General features: G+C 43.6%; 18 protein-coding genes. 7 read left to right on the top strand and 11 right to left on the bottom strand.

The genetic code is table 11. The features are described 5' to 3' along the window. Positions 1-103 precede the first annotated feature (103 nt). From GJU82_RS07490 to rny, 3 genes are all read left to right on the top strand, one after another. The gene (locus tag GJU82_RS07490; RefSeq protein ID WP_153631586.1) at positions 104-397 is read left to right on the top strand and encodes a hypothetical protein; all 294 of its coding nucleotides are present in this window, start codon (positions 104-106) and stop codon (positions 395-397) included. Positions 398-411: 14 nt separating this feature from the next. Further along, complete coding sequence (locus GJU82_RS07485; RefSeq protein WP_153631585.1) at positions 412-705, top strand: cell division protein ZapA; 294 nt, start codon at positions 412-414, stop codon at positions 703-705. 120 nt (positions 706-825) lie between these two features. Further along, a complete protein-coding gene (rny, locus tag GJU82_RS07480; RefSeq protein ID WP_153631584.1) occupies positions 826-2382 on the top strand; it encodes a ribonuclease Y in 1557 nt (518 codons plus the stop codon). A gap of 48 nt (positions 2383-2430) precedes the next feature. On the opposite strand, the gene GJU82_RS07475 is transcribed toward rny, so the two are convergent. Both GJU82_RS07475 and GJU82_RS07470 read right to left on the bottom strand, forming a co-directional pair. Then, positions 2431-3291: a transglutaminase family protein gene (locus tag GJU82_RS07475; protein WP_153631583.1), complete on the bottom strand. Its 861-nt coding sequence runs from the start codon at positions 3289-3291 to the stop codon at positions 2431-2433. A 9-nt stretch (positions 3292-3300) separates the two neighbouring features. Next, positions 3301-4176, bottom strand: a complete 876-nt coding sequence (locus GJU82_RS07470) for a nucleoside phosphorylase (RefSeq protein WP_153631582.1) — start codon at positions 4174-4176, stop codon at positions 3301-3303. Between the two features lie 149 nt (positions 4177-4325). On the opposite strand from GJU82_RS07470, the gene GJU82_RS07465 reads away from it, so the two are divergent. Continuing rightward, positions 4326-5138, top strand: a complete 813-nt coding sequence (locus tag GJU82_RS07465; RefSeq protein ID WP_153631581.1) for a prohibitin family protein — start codon at positions 4326-4328, stop codon at positions 5136-5138. Between the two features lie 61 nt (positions 5139-5199). After that, on the top strand, positions 5200-5664 hold the full coding sequence (locus GJU82_RS07460) for a DUF4293 domain-containing protein (RefSeq protein WP_153631580.1): 465 nt from the start codon (positions 5200-5202) through the stop codon (positions 5662-5664). A 502-nt stretch (positions 5665-6166) separates the two neighbouring features. On the opposite strand, the gene GJU82_RS07455 is transcribed toward GJU82_RS07460, so the two are convergent. From GJU82_RS07455 to GJU82_RS07420, 8 genes are all read right to left on the bottom strand, one after another. Continuing rightward, entirely contained in the window at positions 6167-6625 is a 459-nt protein-coding gene (locus tag GJU82_RS07455) for a GAF domain-containing protein (protein WP_153631579.1), read from the bottom strand. A gap of 60 nt (positions 6626-6685) precedes the next feature. Continuing rightward, positions 6686-7138 (bottom strand): aspartate carbamoyltransferase regulatory subunit, encoded by a 453-nt coding sequence (pyrI, locus tag GJU82_RS07450; RefSeq protein WP_153631578.1) that lies wholly within the window; start codon positions 7136-7138, stop codon positions 6686-6688. 26 nt (positions 7139-7164) lie between these two features. Continuing rightward, a complete protein-coding gene (gene pyrB / locus GJU82_RS07445) occupies positions 7165-8076 on the bottom strand; it encodes an aspartate carbamoyltransferase (RefSeq protein WP_153631577.1) in 912 nt (303 codons plus the stop codon). 305 nt (positions 8077-8381) lie between these two features. After that, positions 8382-8996, bottom strand: coding sequence for a YigZ family protein (locus GJU82_RS07440; RefSeq protein WP_153631576.1), 615 nt, complete (start codon positions 8994-8996; stop codon positions 8382-8384). Between the two features lie 3 nt (positions 8997-8999). Beyond that, entirely contained in the window at positions 9000-9860 is an 861-nt protein-coding gene (locus GJU82_RS07435) for a DMT family transporter (RefSeq protein ID WP_153631575.1), read from the bottom strand. A 78-nt stretch (positions 9861-9938) separates the two neighbouring features. Continuing rightward, positions 9939-11369: a chromosomal replication initiator protein DnaA gene (dnaA, locus tag GJU82_RS07430; protein WP_153631574.1), complete on the bottom strand. Its 1431-nt coding sequence runs from the start codon at positions 11367-11369 to the stop codon at positions 9939-9941. Between the two features lie 351 nt (positions 11370-11720). Beyond that, entirely contained in the window at positions 11721-12980 is a 1260-nt protein-coding gene (locus GJU82_RS07425) for an MlaD family protein (RefSeq protein WP_153631573.1), read from the bottom strand. Positions 12981-13054: 74 nt separating this feature from the next. Beyond that, the gene (locus tag GJU82_RS07420) at positions 13055-14248 is read right to left on the bottom strand and encodes an N-acetylmuramoyl-L-alanine amidase (RefSeq protein ID WP_153631572.1); all 1194 of its coding nucleotides are present in this window, start codon (positions 14246-14248) and stop codon (positions 13055-13057) included. A 151-nt stretch (positions 14249-14399) separates the two neighbouring features. Here GJU82_RS07420 and GJU82_RS07415 point away from each other — a divergent pair, with 151 nt between their 5' ends. Further along, entirely contained in the window at positions 14400-17015 is a 2616-nt protein-coding gene (locus tag GJU82_RS07415; RefSeq protein ID WP_194830997.1) for a putative LPS assembly protein LptD, read from the top strand. Positions 17016-17204: 189 nt separating this feature from the next. Beyond that, complete coding sequence (locus tag GJU82_RS07410; RefSeq protein ID WP_153631570.1) at positions 17205-17678, top strand: superoxide dismutase [Ni]; 474 nt, start codon at positions 17205-17207, stop codon at positions 17676-17678. Between the two features lie 69 nt (positions 17679-17747). Here GJU82_RS07410 and GJU82_RS07405 read toward each other — a convergent pair whose 3' ends face one another. Next, positions 17748-18287: an HD domain-containing protein gene (locus GJU82_RS07405; RefSeq protein WP_153631569.1), complete on the bottom strand. Its 540-nt coding sequence runs from the start codon at positions 18285-18287 to the stop codon at positions 17748-17750. Positions 18288-18308 lie beyond the last annotated feature (21 nt).

Genomic DNA, 18308 nt, shown 5'->3' with positions numbered 1-18308 from the left:
TCTCACGAAAATAAAAACTTTAAAGCGACCATACCAGCATTATGTGTGACGAAATTTTTTCGATTTGATTTAAATATTAACTTTGTGCAGGAAATCCTGAAGTATGACAGAGCGTGAAACTGTTTTATTAGGAGAGTTTAAGGAAAAAATCGATAAGCTTATTCGGCGTTGTGAAACGTTGAAAAGTGAAAATTATCGTCTTCTTGAAGAACAGGTTCAGCTACAGGATCAAATTAGGTTGTTGAGCAGCCGTAACGAAGAGCTGCTGGAAAAAAACGAACAACTGAAATTTGCCAAATCATTACTGGCATCGGATGGTCAATCGCACGATGCCCGTATTAAGATTAACAGAATAGTGCGGGAAATAGATAAGTGTATTGCGATGTTAAATAAGTAATACCACCTGCTGAAATGGAAGATAAACTTTCAATCAATATTAATATAGCCGACCGGCGGTATCCGTTGCGCATCGATCGCAACGATGAGGAGAAGATACGGAAGGCGGCGAAAATTATTAACGACAAGGTTCTGCAGTACAAGCAGCGCTATGCCAATAAGGATAGCCAGGATTGTCTGTCGATGGCCACGTTGCAGTTTGTTATTCAGATGCTTGACGTTGAAAAGCGAAATGATATTTCGCCGTTGGTTGAAGAACTGGAAGAACTAAACGATTTTTTAGCAGAATATCTGGAAAAGGAAAGTTAATTAAGTCAGTTTAATTAATGATATTTGCCCGCATTTTGTCTTCTTTCAATTAGGGAAACTTGATTGGGAGAAGTTGAAATTGCGGGTTTTTGTTAAAATTGAATTATAAATAATTGTGACATGACAATGATAATCATAGCAGGTGTCGTTGGCTTAATCTTAGGAGGGGTGATTTCCTACTTTGTTTGGGACAAGGCGCTGAAGAAGAAGAAAGACAAACTCATCGGCGAGGCAGAAGCCAGGGCCGAGATGCTGAAGGAGAAAAAAATACTCCAGGCAAAAGAAAAATTCATCCAGCTGAAATCGGAACACGAGAAGTATATCAACGAAAAGAATCAGCGGATTACAAGCAATGAGAATAAACTCAAACAGCGCGAAACAAACTTCCTGCAACGAAAAGAAGAGTTGCAGCATAAGGTAAGGGAATTTGAAACGACCCGGAAGGAAGTTGAAGTGATTCGGGAAAATCTTACGGCGCAGCTGGAAGTGGTTGAACAGAAGAGCGAAGAACTGGACAAAATGCACAAGCTGCAGGTGGAACAACTGGAATCAATCTCTGGTTTGTCGGCTAACGAGGCGAAAGCCCAGTTGACTGATTCACTGAAAAATGAAGCGAAAACCGAGGCGATGTCGTACATCCAGGAAATTATGGATGAAGCCAAAATGACCGCTAACAAGGAGGCCAAAAAGATTGTTATCAAATCGATTCAGCGAGTTGCTACCGAAACCGCTGTGGAGAACTCTGTTACTATCTTCCACATTGAGAACGACGAAATAAAAGGCCGCATTATCGGTCGTGAAGGACGTAACATTCGTGCACTTGAAGCTGCTACCGGAGTCGAGATTATTGTCGACGATACGCCCGAAGCCATCGTTCTTTCAGCATTCGATCCGGTACGTCGTGAAATTGCCCGTTTGGCATTGCACCAACTGGTAACCGACGGACGTATCCACCCGGCCCGTATTGAAGAGGTGGTGAACAAGGTCAAGAAACAGATTGAAGAAGAGATCATCGAAACCGGTAAACGGACCTGTATCGATCTCGGAATTCACGGAATGCATCCAGAACTGATTCGTTTGATTGGTAAAATGAAATACCGTTCTTCTTACGGACAGAACCTGTTGCAACATTCGCGCGAAACAGCTAATCTTTGTGCTATCATGGCTTCCGAATTGGGTTTGAACCCGAAACAGGCCAAACGTGCCGGACTGTTGCACGATATCGGTAAGGTGCCGGATGACGAGCCGGAATTGCCACACGCAATCCTGGGTATGAAGCTGGCTGAAAAATACAAAGAGAAGCCGGTTGTAACCAATGCGGTTGGAGCGCACCACGATGAGATTGAAATGACCAGCTTGCTGGCGCCTATCGTTCAGGTTTGTGACGCTATTTCAGGCGCCCGTCCGGGTGCCCGTCGCGAAGCAGTTGAATCATACATCAAGCGACTGAAAGATTTGGAGGCAATGGCGCTTTCTTATCCAGGTGTTATGAAGACCTATGCTATTCAGGCAGGTCGCGAATTGCGCGTGATTGTGGGAAGTGATAGGCTGACCGATAAGGAGGCGGAAGAACTTTCGTACGATATCGCCAAGAAAATTCAGGATGAGATGACTTATCCCGGGCAGGTGAAAATTACAGTTATTCGGGAAACCCGGGCGGTTAATTATGCCAAATAGGTAGTAGGATACCTGCAAAAAGAGCTTCGAAATTTTCGAAGCTCTTTTTTAGGTGGTAATTATTTCTTTCAGTACATCCAGTTGCTCCACCTTTTCCGTTTCCCCTGTCGCCCGATAGGCATCCTGCATAATTTCGATGAGGCCCTTCAAACAAAACCGATCGTCCATAATAATGTCCGAGCCCATTTCGATTTGTTGGCGGCTTAGGTAATAGTCCATCTCCTTGTGACCAATGATGGCTCCTTTGTTTGCCGGATTGATGTAAAAGAGGATGGGAGACGATGTTGTGCCGAATGCTTCCTTCGACATCTCTGGATCATAATAAGCCAAAAACAGTACCCGCTTCAGGTTTAGGTGGTAAATGGGCAGGTTCAGCTTCCTGGCTACCAGGCAATAGAGTAGCGTTAGGGTTGAAGGATTTCCCTTCCGGGATGAAAGGATATCGTTGATAAAGCAGTTTTGCAGCGCTCCAAAATTTGCCACGTTCAGGTCAAAATGATACAATTCGAAAAGAATGTGATTCAGGATGGTGGTTTTTTCAAGTGATGTCAACGATTCATTCATTTCCAGCCACGCATCTGTTACAATTTGCTGTATCTGTATCTCAACATCTTTCGGCTCCAGGTCAGGGTACTGAATTTGACTCAAAATGATCCATCCGTCGAGGAAGGAGGGAAGTTCCGGTTCATTCCAGCTTTTTAACCGGTCGGCCACCTTGCGGAACCGGAGGTGCGAAATCACTTTCTCCAGGCGATTTTGTTGCAGCAGGGTATCAGCATTCTCCCACGCTGCTTCCAATTTAGGAATCAGGGAAGGATCGGCATCCATTAATTCCTGCTGTACTGCTTCGTAAACCCTTTTTTCCGGGTCTTCGAGCAACGAAATCATGGCTTGTAACTGTTTATCCATTGCTCAGGTTTACATAACAATTCGTTCAAGTACGGTCTGAACCAGATTTGTAATTGCTGGTTTATAGTTTTCATTGGCTTCGCGGGTTACGCGGTTGGCAATGATGGCACAAATTGTCAGGGCATGGTGGCCCAATAGATGGCTCAAGCCATAAATAGCAGAGCACTCCATTTCGTAATTGGTTATTTTCATCCCGTTAAAACGGAAGGTTTCAATTTTATCGTTCAAACTGGGATCAGCCGTTGGTAAACGAAGTTCGCGACCTTGCGGGCCATAAAAGCCCGGGGCCGAAATGGTGACGCCTGAAACCATATCGTTACCTACAATCTTATTAAAGAGTGCAGGATCACTTTCCACGACATATGGTGAAGTCAACAAAGGATTCCATCCGGTATGCTCTTTGAACGATTTTTCGAAATCGACATCGGCAAATTTTTCGCGGCCAGCGTAAAAGTTCAATAAACCATCAAAACCAATGGCCCGTTTCGAAGCAACGTAACTGTTTACCGGAATATCGGCCTGAAGTGCCCCGGAAGTACCAATGCGGACAATATTCAGCGCTGTATGCTCTTCCTTAATCGTGCGGGTTTCCAAATCGATGTTGACCAGTGCATCCAGTTCGTTCACGACAATATCGATATTGTCGGTTCCAATACCGGTGGATAATGCGGTAATCCGCTTGCCGCGAAAGGTACCGGTTGCCGAAACAAACTCCCGGTTTTCGGAAGTGGTTTCGATATTGTCGAAAAAAGAAGAAACCAGTTGCACACGTCCCGGATCTCCGACCAGAATTATGTTTTTTGCAAGATTTTCAGGTTTGAGATGCAAATGGAAAATGGTGCCATCCGGATTGATAATAAGCTCAGATGCTTTTATTTTTTTCATAGATTTGTCTGAAGTTGTTGTATATTCAAAACTATCGAAAAATAATCATAATTTCAAAACTACGGATTACCTGCTTTTTCAGTATTTTCGAAGTACAGGGCTTTTATTTCTGCGATAGAATTTTTGAACTAATCAATTAAAATAATCTTATGAATTTTAAACGATCCTACATTGTCCTTGCCGTTATTGCCATTATTGTTTTGGTGGTATTTAGCAGCAGTATTTTTTTCACTATTCAGCCGGGCGAACGTGCCGTTATCTTCCGGCAATTTACCAACGGCCTGGATAAAGAACATGTCTATCTTCCCGGTTTTCACATGATTGCTCCATGGAATAAATTGTATGTTTACGATGTGAAGGAGAAAAAACGTGAAGAGACCATGGACGTGCTTGATAAAAGTGGATTGTCCATCAAAATGGATGTATCTATTCGTTTCAATCCGGTTCATAATCGAATTGGCTATCTGCACGAAACCTTCGGGAAAGATTATATCGACCAGCTGATTATCCCCGAAATTCGTTCAACGGTCAGACGAGTAGCGGGGCGCTATACGGCGGAGGAAATTTACTCAACCAAACGGTCGGAAGTGGAGGCGGCGATTATTGACGAAGCCCGCAAGGTGATGGAGCAGAATAACATTGATTTACGTGCGCTACTGATTCGTTCGATCAATCTGCCTAATGAAATTAAAATGGCCATCGAAAGTAAGTTGAAACAGGAACAGGAAGCGTTGGCTTACCAATTCCGGCTGGATAAAGAGAAGAGTGAAGCCGAGCGGAAACGGATCCAGGCTGAAGGAATTGCTGCTTATAACGACATTATCAATAAATCGTTGACGGATAAAATTTTGAAACAGCGGGGAATTGAAGCGACGCTGGAACTGGCTAATTCCCAGAATTCGAAAGTGATTGTGATTGGTGCCGGGGATAATGGCCTGCCATTGATTTTGAACAATAACTAATTGGCATATTTCTGTTGATGCTTACCGGCGAAAGTTTAATTTTGCAGGAAAAAGAACAACGATGTTACAACGAATACAATCCATTTATCTGTTGGGCGCGCTGCTGTTGATAGCAGCCCTGTTTTTCGTTCCCTTTGCTGAGATAATCGGCGGTGACGGCGCTATTTATGTTTTCGACAGAGCGGGCGTTTACCTGCAGGAAGCCAGGAACCCGGAAATCATCTATAGTGGACTTCCCATTCAGATCTTACTGGGAATTATTGTGCTGGTGAACCTGGTCACAATTTTTTCGTTCAAGAAGAGGATTCGTCAGATCCGATTGTCTGTTTTCAATATCTTGCTGATGATTGGCCTGTCGGGCGTTATCTTTTATTTTACCTCGCGCAGCGCCAGTTTACTGAATGGTAAGTACAGCTTTGAACCCAGTTTGGTGATGCCATTAATTGCGGTGGTTTTAACTTATCTGGCCATCCGGAATATCGGCCGTGACGAAGCGCTGGTTCGTTCCATTGATCGCATCCGGTAACCGGAAATTCAGTTTTCCGGACGACCAGAACGGCTGTTTCAATTTCCGAACGGATTGAGGCAGCCGTTTTTGTTGCGAAAATGCGGACCGGAATCGTTCAAACAGAGCCGGGAAATGCCGGGCGAACGTGTTTTGCTTTTCGCCTAACCAGGCGAATGGCGGTGCGAACGTGTTTTGCTCTTCGCCTAACCAGGCGAATGGCGGGCGAACGTGTTTTGTTCTTCGCCTAACCAGGCGAATGGCGGGCGAACGTGTTTTGCTCTTCGCCTAACCAGGCGAATGCCGGGCGAACGTGTTTTGCTCTTCGCCTAACCAAGCGAATGGCTTTGCGGATTTGTTCGGTATGAATTTAGTTCCCGTTTCAGCTTTGCCCTTGCGTGAGGGGTGTTTTGCGTTTTTGCCTTCCGGCGAAAGAGAATTGAGTTTTCAGTACAAAAAAAGGAGGCAACAGCCTCCTTTGATATAACAGGAATATTCTTTTCGGGTTGAAACCCGGAGCATGTCAGAACCGTCCGGCCACCATTTCGCAAATGGCCCCGAGAAACTGCTCGTCTTCTTCGGTAAACGGTCCGGCCGAGTGCGAATCGATATCGATTTCGGCTACAAATTTTCCGTTTTTCATTACCGGCACCACAATTTCGCTCTGCACATCGATGCTACAAGCGATGTAGTTATTTTCTTCACTGACATCCTGAACAACTTTGGTCAGGCCACTTTCGGCAACTTGTCCGCAAACGCCTTTTCCTACCGGGATATGCGTATGTTCGGTTGGTTTTCCAACAGAGGGGCCCAATACCAGTTGGTTGGTGCTTTCATCAAGCAGATAAAAACCGATCCAGTCGTAATGGTAAACCTTTTCTTTCAATGTTGCACAAATGCCGGCCAGCAGCTGTTCGCGGCTCTTACCGTCATCAAACAACGGTTTTATGCCGTTCAGGATATTTTGAAAATCAGTTTGCATGATATCTGAGAATTAGCATTTCTGTTTCCGGGTTGGACCGGAAGCCCAAATATGATAATTCTATTTGATTTCCATCTGATCCTGATGCGTGATTTTTTCACAGTAACGACATTTCAGCGCCACCGGCGATTTCGAAATCACCTCAAAATAGGTGTCAATGTTTTCGTGGTTGGTGATGCATTTGGGATTGAAGCAACGCGCGATATCCTGTATTTCATCCGGAATTTCCACTACGTATTTTCCAACCACTTCATAATCTTTGATGGTGTTGAGCTTGGCGTGTGGTGCCACCAGCGCAATTTTGTTAATCTCTTTGTCCTTAAAGAACCGGTTTTCCACTTTGATGATGGCTTTCCCATCCATCACCTTGCTGTCGAGGTTATTTCCAAAAGTCACCATGTCCTTGCAGTGGTCAAGTTTCAGTATGGAAATGACTTTAAAAAGAGCAGTGGAGGGGATATGATCGATAACGGTACCTTGCTTAATGGCACTTACGTTTAATTGTTTTTTCATTGTTTTGCTTGTTTTGAGATTCGGAATTATTTCAGGTTCAACAGATGGGCGATGATAGCCATACGGGTATAAACACCGTTTCGGGCCTGATCGAAATAGTAAGCTTTAGGGTTGCTGTCCACATCGGTGTGGATTTCATTAACCCGTGGGAGTGGGTGCAGAATCCGCATGTTGTCCTTGGTGTGCTTCAACATCTTGTTGCGCAGAATATAAACGTTTTTTACCTTCTCGTAATCGACCGGGTCGGGGAAGCGCTCTTTCTGAACCCGTGTCATGTAAATAATGTCTGCCTCGTTGATGATATCAGTAAACTCGGTGTGTTCGAAATAGCGCATGCCTTTCGACCGGAGGTACAGCTTGTATTCGTTGGGCATGGCCAGTTCAGGCGGTGCGATAAAGTTGAAAATTGGATTTTCGAAATGCGACATGGCCATGAGCAAACTGTGAACGGTCCGGCCGTACTTCAGGTCTCCTACCATGAAAAGGTTAATGTCGTTGAGGCTACCCTGTGTTTTTACGATAGAATACAGGTCCAGGAGCGTTTGCGTTGGATGCTGATTGGCGCCGTCGCCGGCATTTATCACCGGCACATTCGATACTTCGGATGCATAACGGGCACTCCCTTCGAGCGGATGCCGCATGACGATCAGGTCGGCGTAGTTGCTCACCATTTTGATGGTATCATGCAGTGTTTCCCCTTTGGTTACACTGGAGGAAGACGAATCGGTAAAACCAATGATTTCTCCACCCAAACGGTTAATGGCCGTTTCGAAACTCAGGCGTGTGCGGGTGGATGGTTCAAAGAAAAGGGTGGCTACCACTTTTCCGTCAAGAAGACGCTGATCGGGATTGGCTTCAAAATCGGCGGCCAAATCCATGATGCGCAGGTATTCTTCTTTCGAAAAGTCAGTAATTGAAATCAGATTTTTTGCGTTCATTGGAGCTGCTTTTACAAGTTATTGAATGGTATTTTAAAATTGCGGACAAAAAAAAACCAACAGTTCCAATTGAAAATGGCCCTGTTGGTTGCTTTTGAAAGAAATATTTTTAGTCGAAACGATCGATGCATGAACTGGTGGAGGGAATGCCCCGCCCATCGCCTGAATTTATTTCGAAAGCGAAAAGATCCGTACAACCGAATGTTTTCAATCGCTAATGGCTGTTCATTCTTCATTAGCGACAAAGATAAGCAAAGTGGTTTTGAAATATTTCAATTTCAATTCAAAATTTATTCACAATTTGCTTATCGGATGCCAACGCGTTCGACTTTAGTTTGCTCCAGTGATGACAACTTTTCGGTGATGGTTTCAGTTACCGACTGACGGATGGCCAGCACGATCCGGCACGAAAGTTCAAATTGAGTTTCGAGTTGCTCCAGGTTATCGTCCTTGATAATTTTCATGACATTGTTCATGGCCGGGTATTCAAATTTCACTTCGACCAAATCTTCGATGATCCTTTTGGTGATTTGTGCTTGCCCCAGTGCATCGGCGGCAGCTGTTCCGTAAGCTTTAATGAGGCCACTCACGCCTAATAGTGTTCCGCCAAAATACCGGACGACCACAATGAGAATATTGGTCAGCCCCTTCGAGCGAATTTGCCCGAGGATTGGCCGGCCGGCAGTTCCCGAAGGTTCACCGTCGTCATTGGCCCGATAGCGCTCCATATCGGCTCCCAATCGCCAGGCATAGCAATGGTGCCGTGCATTGTGGTGATTCTTCTTAATCTCGCTCAGAATTTCCTTGATTTCGTCTTCTGTGAAAACGGGATAAGCATAAGCGATGAATTTACTACCCTTATCCTTGTAGAGTCCTTCGGATGGGTCGGCAATGGTCAGGTATGTATCGGTTGCTTCCATAAATCAGATGTAAACGAGGATAAAGATACTGATGAATGAGAGAATAATCCCGGTCCAGTTAACGGTACTCAGCTTTTCGCGGAAGAAGAGCATGCCGAGGATGGTGGAGAAGGCGACGATGCACATATTGTTCAGGCCGAAAACTACCGAGCTTGCCAGTCCACTATATGAAAGGGCGTGCATCATGAAATAGAGCGAACCAAAGTTGGCGGCCCCCAGGAAAATTCCTCCGGCAATAACCGGCACTCGGAAAAATTCTTTCCATCGGGGGCGCTTGAACAGCATCACCAGTAATCCGATAATTCCTGCAGTGGCAAACAACACGGTTGTGAAAACAGCTGTGGTAGTTCCTCGCACGTATACTTGTTGTACATATTTTACCATCGAGTCAACCGCTCCGGTACCCAGAAAAATGATGACCGGAAGTAAGATGGCACTCCGGCTGGTTTTGCCGTTTCGTTTATAAATTGCCAAGAGTACGGCAAGAATGGCTGTGGCAATTCCCAGTATCCGGAAGATAGTTACCCGTTCGCCAAAGAACAGAATGGAGTAGAGTATGGGCGCCACCATTGAAAGTTTGGCCGCCAATGCTGTGATGGTAATACCCGCTTTTTGTGAAGACCGGGCAATAAGGAAAAAGATGGCAATGAATAAAATGCCGATGAGCAGCGCGTATGGCAACCAGCCGGCTTTTATTATCTTAGTTAGCGTTGGTAGGTGAGGGACCAACTGGAAACCGAGTATCGACGCGGTAATGTAATTTAGCAGGATAACCAGGAACAGATCGGCTTTGTACTTTTCCAGAAATTTGAATATGAAAAAGATAAGCGTCGACGACAGGATACTTAACAGCAGGTAGTGCATGGATTTGCGATGTTTTACGGACACGAAAATATAAAAAAGCAGGCCTGGAGGCCTGCTTTTTCGTCACTTAACGAAGCATTACATCTTCAGCTTGCGTTCAATTTCGTCGATGTATACCCTGAAATTTTTGTCCGTATCTTTCAGGTTACTAACCGTTTTACAGGCGTGTAATACGGTTGCATGGTCTTTCCCGCCAATTTGCGAACCGATAGATGCCAGCGACGATTTGGTCATGTTCTTTGAAAAGAACATGGCAATCTGCCGGGCTTGTACAACTTCACGTTTCCGCGTTTTTTCCTGTAAGTTTTCGGCCGGCATTCCAAAGTAATCGCAGACTACCTTTGTAATAAAGTCGATGGAGATTTCGCGCCGGGTGTTTTTTACCAGCTTGTTGACCATCTTGATGGCGAGGTCGAGTGTAATCTCCTTTTTGTTCAGGGTTGCCTGGGCGAGGAGCGAAATTAGTGCTCCCTCCAGTTCACGGACATTGGTATTGATATGCGAAGCGACGTATTCGAGCACCTCTTCGGGTATTTCAATACCGTCCTTATAGATTTTCTTCCGCAAGATATTCATGCGGGTCTCAAAATCGGGGATTTGTAAATCAGCAGTTAATCCCCATTTGAAGCGCGACAAAAGACGCTGTTCCAGTCCTTTCAGTTCAATCGGTGGCTTATCCGATGTTAGAATAAGCTGTTTCCCGGTTTGATGCAGATGGTTAAAGATGTGGAAAAATGTTTCCTGTGTCTTTTCCTTGCCGGCGAATTCCTGCACGTCATCAATAATCAATACGTCAATCATTTGATAAAAGTGCAGGAAATCGTTACGGTTATTGTTCCGGGTCGCTTCGGCGAACTGTGTCTGGAATTTGTTGGCATTTACATATAATACGATCTTTTCAGGATAATGCTCTTTTACTTCAATCCCGATAGCTTGCGCCAAATGGGTTTTCCCTAGTCCCGAGTTTCCGTAAATCATCAGGGGATTGAAGGCTGTTCCTCCCGGATTTTGTGCGACCGCAAAACCGGCGCTTCTTGCCAGTCGGTTGCATTCTCCTTCCACGAAATTTTCAAAGGTATTATCCATTTTAAGTTGCGGATCGATGTGCAACTTCTGGATACCAGGAATCACAAACGGATTTTTGATTGATTTTTCTTCCTGAGTGAGGGGAGCTGAAAGTGGCCGGTTCTTAATGCTTTTGTTATTGTTAGTCGGTAACTTAACAGTGTAGGGTTTGCTGTCAACAGTGTTGTTGTTATCAACCACAACGCTGTATTCCAGTTTTGCACCCGGCCCTAATTCTTTTCGCAGTGTCTTACGTAAAATGTCAATGTATTGTTCTTCCAGGTACTCGTAAAAAAACGGACTCGGTACCTGAATCGTCAATACATTCTCTTCCAGTTTAACCGGAACAATAGGTTCAAACCATGTCCGAAAACTAATGGCAGGAACGTTGTCCTTTACAATCCTGAGGCAATTTTCCCAGGCTTTTTCATGGTCGTTGTTCATTTAGGCAGCAGGCTTAAAAGAAGTTCAACTTTGTTATTATTTCCATTTCCCAAGACAAAGGTTGTAAAAAATTATCCTGAAAAAAATTTCAATGACGCTTGCATTTTAGTATCGGTTTAGGCATCAGTTTATTAAAAATGTAAAAAAAATAAAATTAATTAACAGGCTGGCAGCCAAGTAGTTGTGTTTTAGCGTGAGACACAAAATCTTGTAATGTAGATTTTTGTATACTCGGTCGCTAAGCTGTTTTCTGGAATCTTCCCGGTATTGATGCGGCAGGCTCGGTTACCAGGGGGCATTTCCGATTATATTCAGCTATCGAATTTAAGAAAAATGAAATTGGAATGAAATTTATTTGTTAACCTTTTTTAACGCTCTCTCTAATCTGATTTTTTTCCCGTTTTTGAATGCTACGATCGAAGCGTCGGGAAAGACATTTTGTGCTTTATTTAGAATGCTTCTAATTTTTTCAATAGACGAATCGTTTCCGGTAAAGTACGTAAAATACTTACCTGATTTCACTTCTTCTACATCTTTAAATGGCTTAAACAGAGATGATTCTAGTGGGATTGCTGAAGTGCTGCTCACTAAGAGAACCCTAAATTTCACATCCTCATTGGGTTGCGAAGTATGCTTTGGGGTAAGATAAATTTCCTTACCCAAATCGAAGGCCGAAAAGTGAATAAAGCGTTTCGGATTTTGACGCAAATCGATTAATAAGCGATTCAGGTTTTGACTAATCCGGTTCAAGTTATTGTAAAGTAGAGGATCATTTACCAAAAGTCCCAAACTGCCTTCCCGGTTGTTCACTTTGGCCATAATTGAGTCGAGGTTGGTTAACATATCATTGAAACGGTTTAAAGATGCCTGTAGCTGCAAGGCTGAAAGTGTGTCGCTAACATTTGACAGGTTCTTCATGATATTATCAATGTTATCGGCGTTGTTATTCAAGGTCTCACTTATTTTCCGTATGTTGGCTATGATAGCCGATATATTTTCCTTTTGTTCGGCCACCAACATATTCAGGTTTTTCGATGTTTGTTCGAGGTTGAGAATCGTATTATTGGTGTGTGCAAAACTTTCCCTGAGATTTTCGCGTGTGCGTTCATTAAACACATAGGTAACTACGGTAATGGCTGAGTCGAGTGATGCCAGCAGGTTTTCGGCTTTCGCCTTTATGGGAGCCAACTCGTCACTTACCTGTTGTTTTAAATCGGCTTCAACCGATGTGCGCAGGGTATCGTATGACTGATAATATTCGTTGCTTTTTCCCAGGGTTAATTGTACTGATCGTGAGCCTAAAATGTCTGTGCTGACGATCTCCGCAACTGTTCCTTTGGGAATTTCAAAGTGCTTGTTGATGGCCAGTTTGACCATTAGGTTACCTGAGTGGTCTTCCTTGAAATAGATGTCTCTTACATATCCCACTTTAAATCCATTCAGGCGTACATCTGAAGACGCTTCGAGGCCGCCAACATTGCGGTATTGGGCATAGAATATGGTTTCGGATTTGAAGATATCTCGCCCTTTCAGGAAGTTGACCCCCCAGATGAGTATGGCAAGGCTTCCCAACGTGAGTAAGCCGATTTTTGCGGTCTTATTAATTTTCATGTATGGTTAAGATTGATATAGAGTCTAAACAAAAGTAATGAGGAAAATCCTGATATAAAAAGCACTATTCTACTTTAGTGTTTCGCCGCGGCTTTTTTGCGGGCTTTTTGTATTGAGACAGGATGGCCATTTTCATAAGCTACTACATAGGCATCGGGGAACTTCTTTTGAACCTCTTTTAGTTCATCCTGAACCTCATCTTCTTTTTCCGAGGCGCAGGTGAGGTATCTGTAAATATCGTCCGTCTTAATTCGATAGAGGTCGTTGACTCCCTTGAAATTATTAGATTCTGGTTTTAGTTCCCGTTTCGAAGCAGCAATCTGAATGGCAAATACTAATCCTTTATATAAATCAAGGGTATCACGAGTTGAAACAACAACCGGGTCAATGGTTGGCTTCAGCCCCTCTTTTTTGTTTTCTGCAACCTGTGTGTGATAGTTGCTGCGGGCCTCGATGGTTTTTCGGTAATTTCGGAATGCACGGAATATTGCTGATGCTATCAGGGCCCTTCCATTGTCGCTTTCCAGGTAATTCAGCTCCTTTTTGTTGCTCATATAACCCGTCTCAATCAAAACACTGGGCATCGAGGTTTCCCGAAGCACAAGAAATCCTGCCTGACGGACTCCCCTGTCATGTCTGGCAGCTCTTGTTCTGAACTGATTCTGTACATCGGAAGCAAACATCAGGCTTTGATCCAGAAATTCATTTTGAACCAATTCGAACATAATATATGATTCGGAGGAATTAGGGTCAAAACCTTCGTACCGTGTCGTATGATCCTTCTCCAGCAAGATAACGCTGTTCTCTTTCTTGGCTACCTCCAGGTTGTCCTCCGTTCGGTGTAGTCCCAGTGCATAACTTTCGGTACCGTGGATGGACGGACTGCCACAAATATTAACATGCACAGAAATGAATAAGTCCGCCTTTATTTTATTGGCAATTTCTGCCCGTTTATATAATGGGACAAAGTAATCGCTATCGCGTGTGTACACCACCTTCACATTGGGTAGGTATTCCTTTATATAATGTCCAAGTTTTAATACAATGTCGAGCGCGATGTCCTTTTCCATTAATTTTCCTACCATGGCACCGGGGTCGCGCCCACCGTGCCCCGCATCCAATACAACCGTCTTTAGTTTATATGCAGGCTCGTTTTCTGGTTGTGAATACGCCGGACAGGAAAAAAGAATAACCATTCCCAATAACCGAGAAATGGTTCTCAGCGGCCTTCGTGTTTTTCGAAAGTGGAAGAGATTTATAATGTACATTTCGTCACTTGCTTTATCATAACTACTACAAAAATAGAAAGATTAAATAATTTTTAGCGAGACCCTAATTCTAAAGGAGGTTTTTTTACTTTTGCACTACATCATTTTATCGCATATTCGGTAGGTTAAACGTATTTGAATAGACACGATTTTGGGTAAAAATCATCGATTATATCTTCTCTTTGTCATCCTGTTGTTTAATTCTTTGATGGCTTATGCTCAGGAACCAGTTGAACGGAAAATACCTCAGTTGCGGCCAGTAACTGAAATCCCTTCAATGCCCGATTCATTGAGTAATAATGCACAGAAAGAGCAGAAACCTTCTCAACAAGTACAATCAATTGATGCAGAAATTACCTACACGGCTTCCGATTCGCTGGACTTTTCCATTACCGGGAAGAAAGTATACATGTATGGCGATGCTCAGGTCGATTATAAAGATATTGAATTAAAAGCTGATTACATTGAATTAAATCTCGATAGTAGTGAAGTATACGCTGTCGGGCTGCCCGATTCAACAGGAACAATTCAGGGGAAACCAAACTTCAAGCAAGGTTCGGAAGAATTTCAGGCAGATAAAATCCGGTATAATTTCAAAACCAAAAAGGGAATTGTATTTGGTGTAACTACCGAACAACAGGGAGGATATGTACAAGCAGAAAGAACCAAGTTGGTCAACGATTCGACTTACTGTTTGAAAAACGGGAAATACACGACCTGTGATGCCGAACATCCACACTTCTACCTGGAGATGACCAAAGCTAAGGTGATTTCCAATAAGAAGATTATCACCGGCCCGGCTTACCTGGTTGTCGAAGATTTGCCACTGTATTTCGCCATTATTCCCTTCGGATTTTTCCCGAATTCGCCCAAATACTCTTCTGGTTTTCTGATACCTTCCTATGGTGAAGAGAAAAACCGTGGTTTTTTCCTGCGCGATTTTGGTTATTACTGGGCGGCCAGCGATTACTTTGATGTGGCACTTCGGGGCGATATCTATTCGAAAGGCTCACGGGGATTAAAATTTCACACCAACTATAAACTTCGCTACAAATTCAGCGGGAGCTTTGACATGAAATATTACAAGAACGTATTTGGTGACAAAGGCCTTCCTGGTTATTATACACAAAATGATTTCGCGATGACCTGGAGTCACCGGATGGACCCGAAAGCAAGCCCCAACCAGACGTTTAGCGCCAGTGTCAATTTCTCGACCAGCTCGTATGACCAAAATAATTCTTATTCGACACAGAATTACCTGACCAATACGAAACAATCGAGTATTTCTTACACGAAGCGTTGGGAAAATTCGCCATTCTCCATGTCGGTCAACCTGCGGCATTCGCAGAACAGTCGCGATACAACGATTAACTTAACGCTGCCGCAGATGACGGTAAATATGAACCGAATTTATCCTTTCAAATCAAAGCAGAGCATCGGGAAGCAGAAGTGGTACGAAAAGATTGGTATTACTTATACAGCCGATATTCAGAATAAAACCAAGTCCGGAATGAAAGAGTACGATTTGCTTAATTCATCATTTGTCTCCGACTGGGAAAACGGAGTTAAGCAGACCATTCCTGTCAGTACTTCGTTCAAAGCATTGAAATTCTTAACGATCAGTCCTTCGTTTAATTATACCGAACGATGGTATACTAAGCAGATACGGAAAGATTATAACTACGATACCAATCAGTTGCAGGTGACCGATACGATTTACGGATTTACCCGCGATTACGATTATTCATTCAGCGTGGGGGCGTCTACCAAATTGTACGGTATGTATGTTCCCCGGAATCCTAATAGCAAAATCAAAGGTATCCGCCACGTGATGACGCCCAGTATCAGCTTCAGCACGCGACCTGATTTCAGTGACCCGCGTTATGGTATGTACGGAACAGTCGCTGTTTACGACTCCCTCGGAAGACCGGAATATATTCGGTATCCATATCATCAGAACGCCCTTTATGGTACAGCAGGGCAGGGACGTTCGGGTTCTATCGGCTTTAGCCTGAACAACACCCTGGAAATGAAAAAGCTGAAGTCGGAGAAAGACACAACCAGCAAGGATGCTTACAAGAAAATAAAACTCCTCGACCAGCTTTCGCTGAGTGGTTCGTATAATCTGGCGGCCGATTCGCTGAACCTTTCGAATATTAGTCTGCGGGGACGAACCAAAGTTGGCGGTACCAACATTAACTTTGGCGCTATTTTCGATCCGTACGCTATGGTTGATGGACGACGGATCAATACCTTTGAGGTTAACCAAACAGGTAAGCTGGCTCGCCTGACCTCGGCAAACCTTTCTTTTGGCTTGTCATTTAAGTCGAAGAAAAACGATGATAAGAACGGAAAAACACCGGGAGAGGAAGCTGTGGATGATGGGCAGGGAAAGCTATTACCCGGTGAGTATCCCGAATACGAAGATTTCAATTTGCCGTGGGATGTTCGCCTCGATTACAGCTTCCGTTACAGTAAACCGAGGCCGGATTTGAGTGCTAATATTACTTCCACGGTTGATTTCTCGGGTAATGTGAACCTGACGAAGAAGTGGAAAATTGGTTTTTCATCGGGCTATGATATTGGTAATAGCCAGGTAACCTTTACCCAGTTTAATGTATTCCGTGATTTGCATTGCTGGCAAATGTCATTGAATCTCATCCCGTTTGGTTATCGGCAAAGCTACAGCTTTACCATCCGTGCGACTTCAGCACTGCTAAAGGACTTGAAACTAGACAAACGTCAAAGTTTCTACGACAACAATTAGGACTTTCATTAGAACTTAATGCCTGATGTTTGGAAGAAGATATCAAGTAATTGATAAAGTTCGGGAATATTGATGCGGTGGAGAACCAAGTTCACCCTGCCGTACTACAATGATTCTTTCTTGTTGAACATTGAGCGGTTTACTGTGTTAATAATACGCAAATTAACTAATGATTAAAAACCTGATATTATGAAAAAATTGGTATTTATTACACTTTTTGTACTCCTGGCTATGCTTTCAGGTGAAGCCAAAGCTCATTGCGAGATCCCCTGTGGAATTTATGGCGATTCACTTCGTATTCAACTATTAAAAGAAGATATCCACACAGTGGAAAAAAGTATGCAGATGGTAACCCAGTTATCGGGTGAAACGCCTGTTAATTATAACCAGTTGGTCCGGTGGGTGACCAATAAAGATGCGCATGCTACGAAGATTCAGGATGTTGCTACGCAATATTTTATGTTTCAACGTATCAAGTTGAGTGACGATCCGGAGCAACAAAAGAAAAACGCCAAAATGCTGGGCTTATTGCACGAATTATGCGTGTACGCCATGAAAGCGAAACAAACAACCGATTTGAAATACATTGGACTGATGAATGATGTAGTAGATAAATTTGCCGCTCTATACTTCGGAGAGTCAGAGCATAATCATAGTCACTGATGAAAAGTTTAGGTAAGGAAGAAAGGCGTGGATTTTCCCGCCTTTTATTTTGTTGTCGTCTTTTGGGTTTTACAGAAATAGTTTGCACCACTCATCGAAACGGGTAATGTTTTTTTGACCAAACCGCCCTATCGAGTTCCGTATTTCAGTTAGCGATTTTTCTTTTTTCAGGTTCTTACTTTTGGAATAAAACTTATCGGCAAAACAAATAATTTGCTCTTCAACTGATTCCGGAACGAAATCACGCTCGGGCAGAGGGAGTTTATTCCTAATCACATCTTCAGCGGTTATTCCAACACCGGTGTGACGTTCGCATACCAATGCGTGCTCATTTAGTCCTTCGGTCTCCAGCATTTCGCGCCCCAAATAGCCATGACACAAATATGGCAACTCGCCAAAGCACCCCAGGTCGGGAGCGTGTGTTTTTATAATGCCAATATCATGCAACATGCCGGCTTCTTCAATAAACTCCGGATCGGGATTCAATTCGGGGTGGCGTTGTGCGATCCACAATGCTTTGTCAGTTACCAACTGGCTGTGGGTAACGAGAATATTGTACGCTTTTGAGTCCCTTTTGTAATAGCGGTGTATAATTTCCAGTGGTTTCATGGTCCCGGTGTTTGAGGTAAA

Origin of the sequence: Prolixibacter sp. SD074, assembly GCF_009617895.1 — a bacterium.
Classification (GTDB): Bacteria; Bacteroidota; Bacteroidia; order Bacteroidales; family Prolixibacteraceae; genus Prolixibacter.
Note: the sequence above shows the minus strand (reverse complement) of the source record. Positions and strands in the feature narration are given on the sequence as shown.

Excerpts from the sequence above, each read along its gene's own strand:
- GJU82_RS07490 (WP_153631586.1), top strand. The coding sequence starts at position 104 with ATGACAGAGCGTGAAACTGTTTTATTAGGAGAGTTTAAGGAAAAAATC.
- GJU82_RS07485 (WP_153631585.1), top strand. The coding sequence starts at position 412 with ATGGAAGATAAACTTTCAATCAATATTAATATAGCCGACCGGCGGTAT.
- rny (WP_153631584.1), top strand. The coding sequence starts at position 826 with ATGACAATGATAATCATAGCAGGTGTCGTTGGCTTAATCTTAGGAGGG.
- GJU82_RS07475 (WP_153631583.1), bottom strand. The coding sequence starts at position 3,291 with ATGGATAAACAGTTACAAGCCATGATTTCGTTGCTCGAAGACCCGGAA.
- GJU82_RS07470 (WP_153631582.1), bottom strand. The coding sequence starts at position 4,176 with ATGAAAAAAATAAAAGCATCTGAGCTTATTATCAATCCGGATGGCACC.
- GJU82_RS07465 (WP_153631581.1), top strand. The coding sequence starts at position 4,326 with ATGAATTTTAAACGATCCTACATTGTCCTTGCCGTTATTGCCATTATT.
- GJU82_RS07460 (WP_153631580.1), top strand. The coding sequence starts at position 5,200 with ATGTTACAACGAATACAATCCATTTATCTGTTGGGCGCGCTGCTGTTG.
- GJU82_RS07455 (WP_153631579.1), bottom strand. The coding sequence starts at position 6,625 with ATGCAAACTGATTTTCAAAATATCCTGAACGGCATAAAACCGTTGTTT.
- pyrI (WP_153631578.1), bottom strand. The coding sequence starts at position 7,138 with ATGAAAAAACAATTAAACGTAAGTGCCATTAAGCAAGGTACCGTTATC.
- pyrB (WP_153631577.1), bottom strand. The coding sequence starts at position 8,076 with ATGAACGCAAAAAATCTGATTTCAATTACTGACTTTTCGAAAGAAGAA.
- GJU82_RS07440 (WP_153631576.1), bottom strand. The coding sequence starts at position 8,996 with ATGGAAGCAACCGATACATACCTGACCATTGCCGACCCATCCGAAGGA.
- GJU82_RS07435 (WP_153631575.1), bottom strand. The coding sequence starts at position 9,860 with ATGCACTACCTGCTGTTAAGTATCCTGTCGTCGACGCTTATCTTTTTC.
- dnaA (WP_153631574.1), bottom strand. The coding sequence starts at position 11,369 with ATGAACAACGACCATGAAAAAGCCTGGGAAAATTGCCTCAGGATTGTA.
- GJU82_RS07425 (WP_153631573.1), bottom strand. The coding sequence starts at position 12,980 with ATGAAAATTAATAAGACCGCAAAAATCGGCTTACTCACGTTGGGAAGC.
- GJU82_RS07420 (WP_153631572.1), bottom strand. The coding sequence starts at position 14,248 with ATGTACATTATAAATCTCTTCCACTTTCGAAAAACACGAAGGCCGCTG.
- GJU82_RS07410 (WP_153631570.1), top strand. The coding sequence starts at position 17,205 with ATGAAAAAATTGGTATTTATTACACTTTTTGTACTCCTGGCTATGCTT.
- GJU82_RS07405 (WP_153631569.1), bottom strand. The coding sequence starts at position 18,287 with ATGAAACCACTGGAAATTATACACCGCTATTACAAAAGGGACTCAAAA.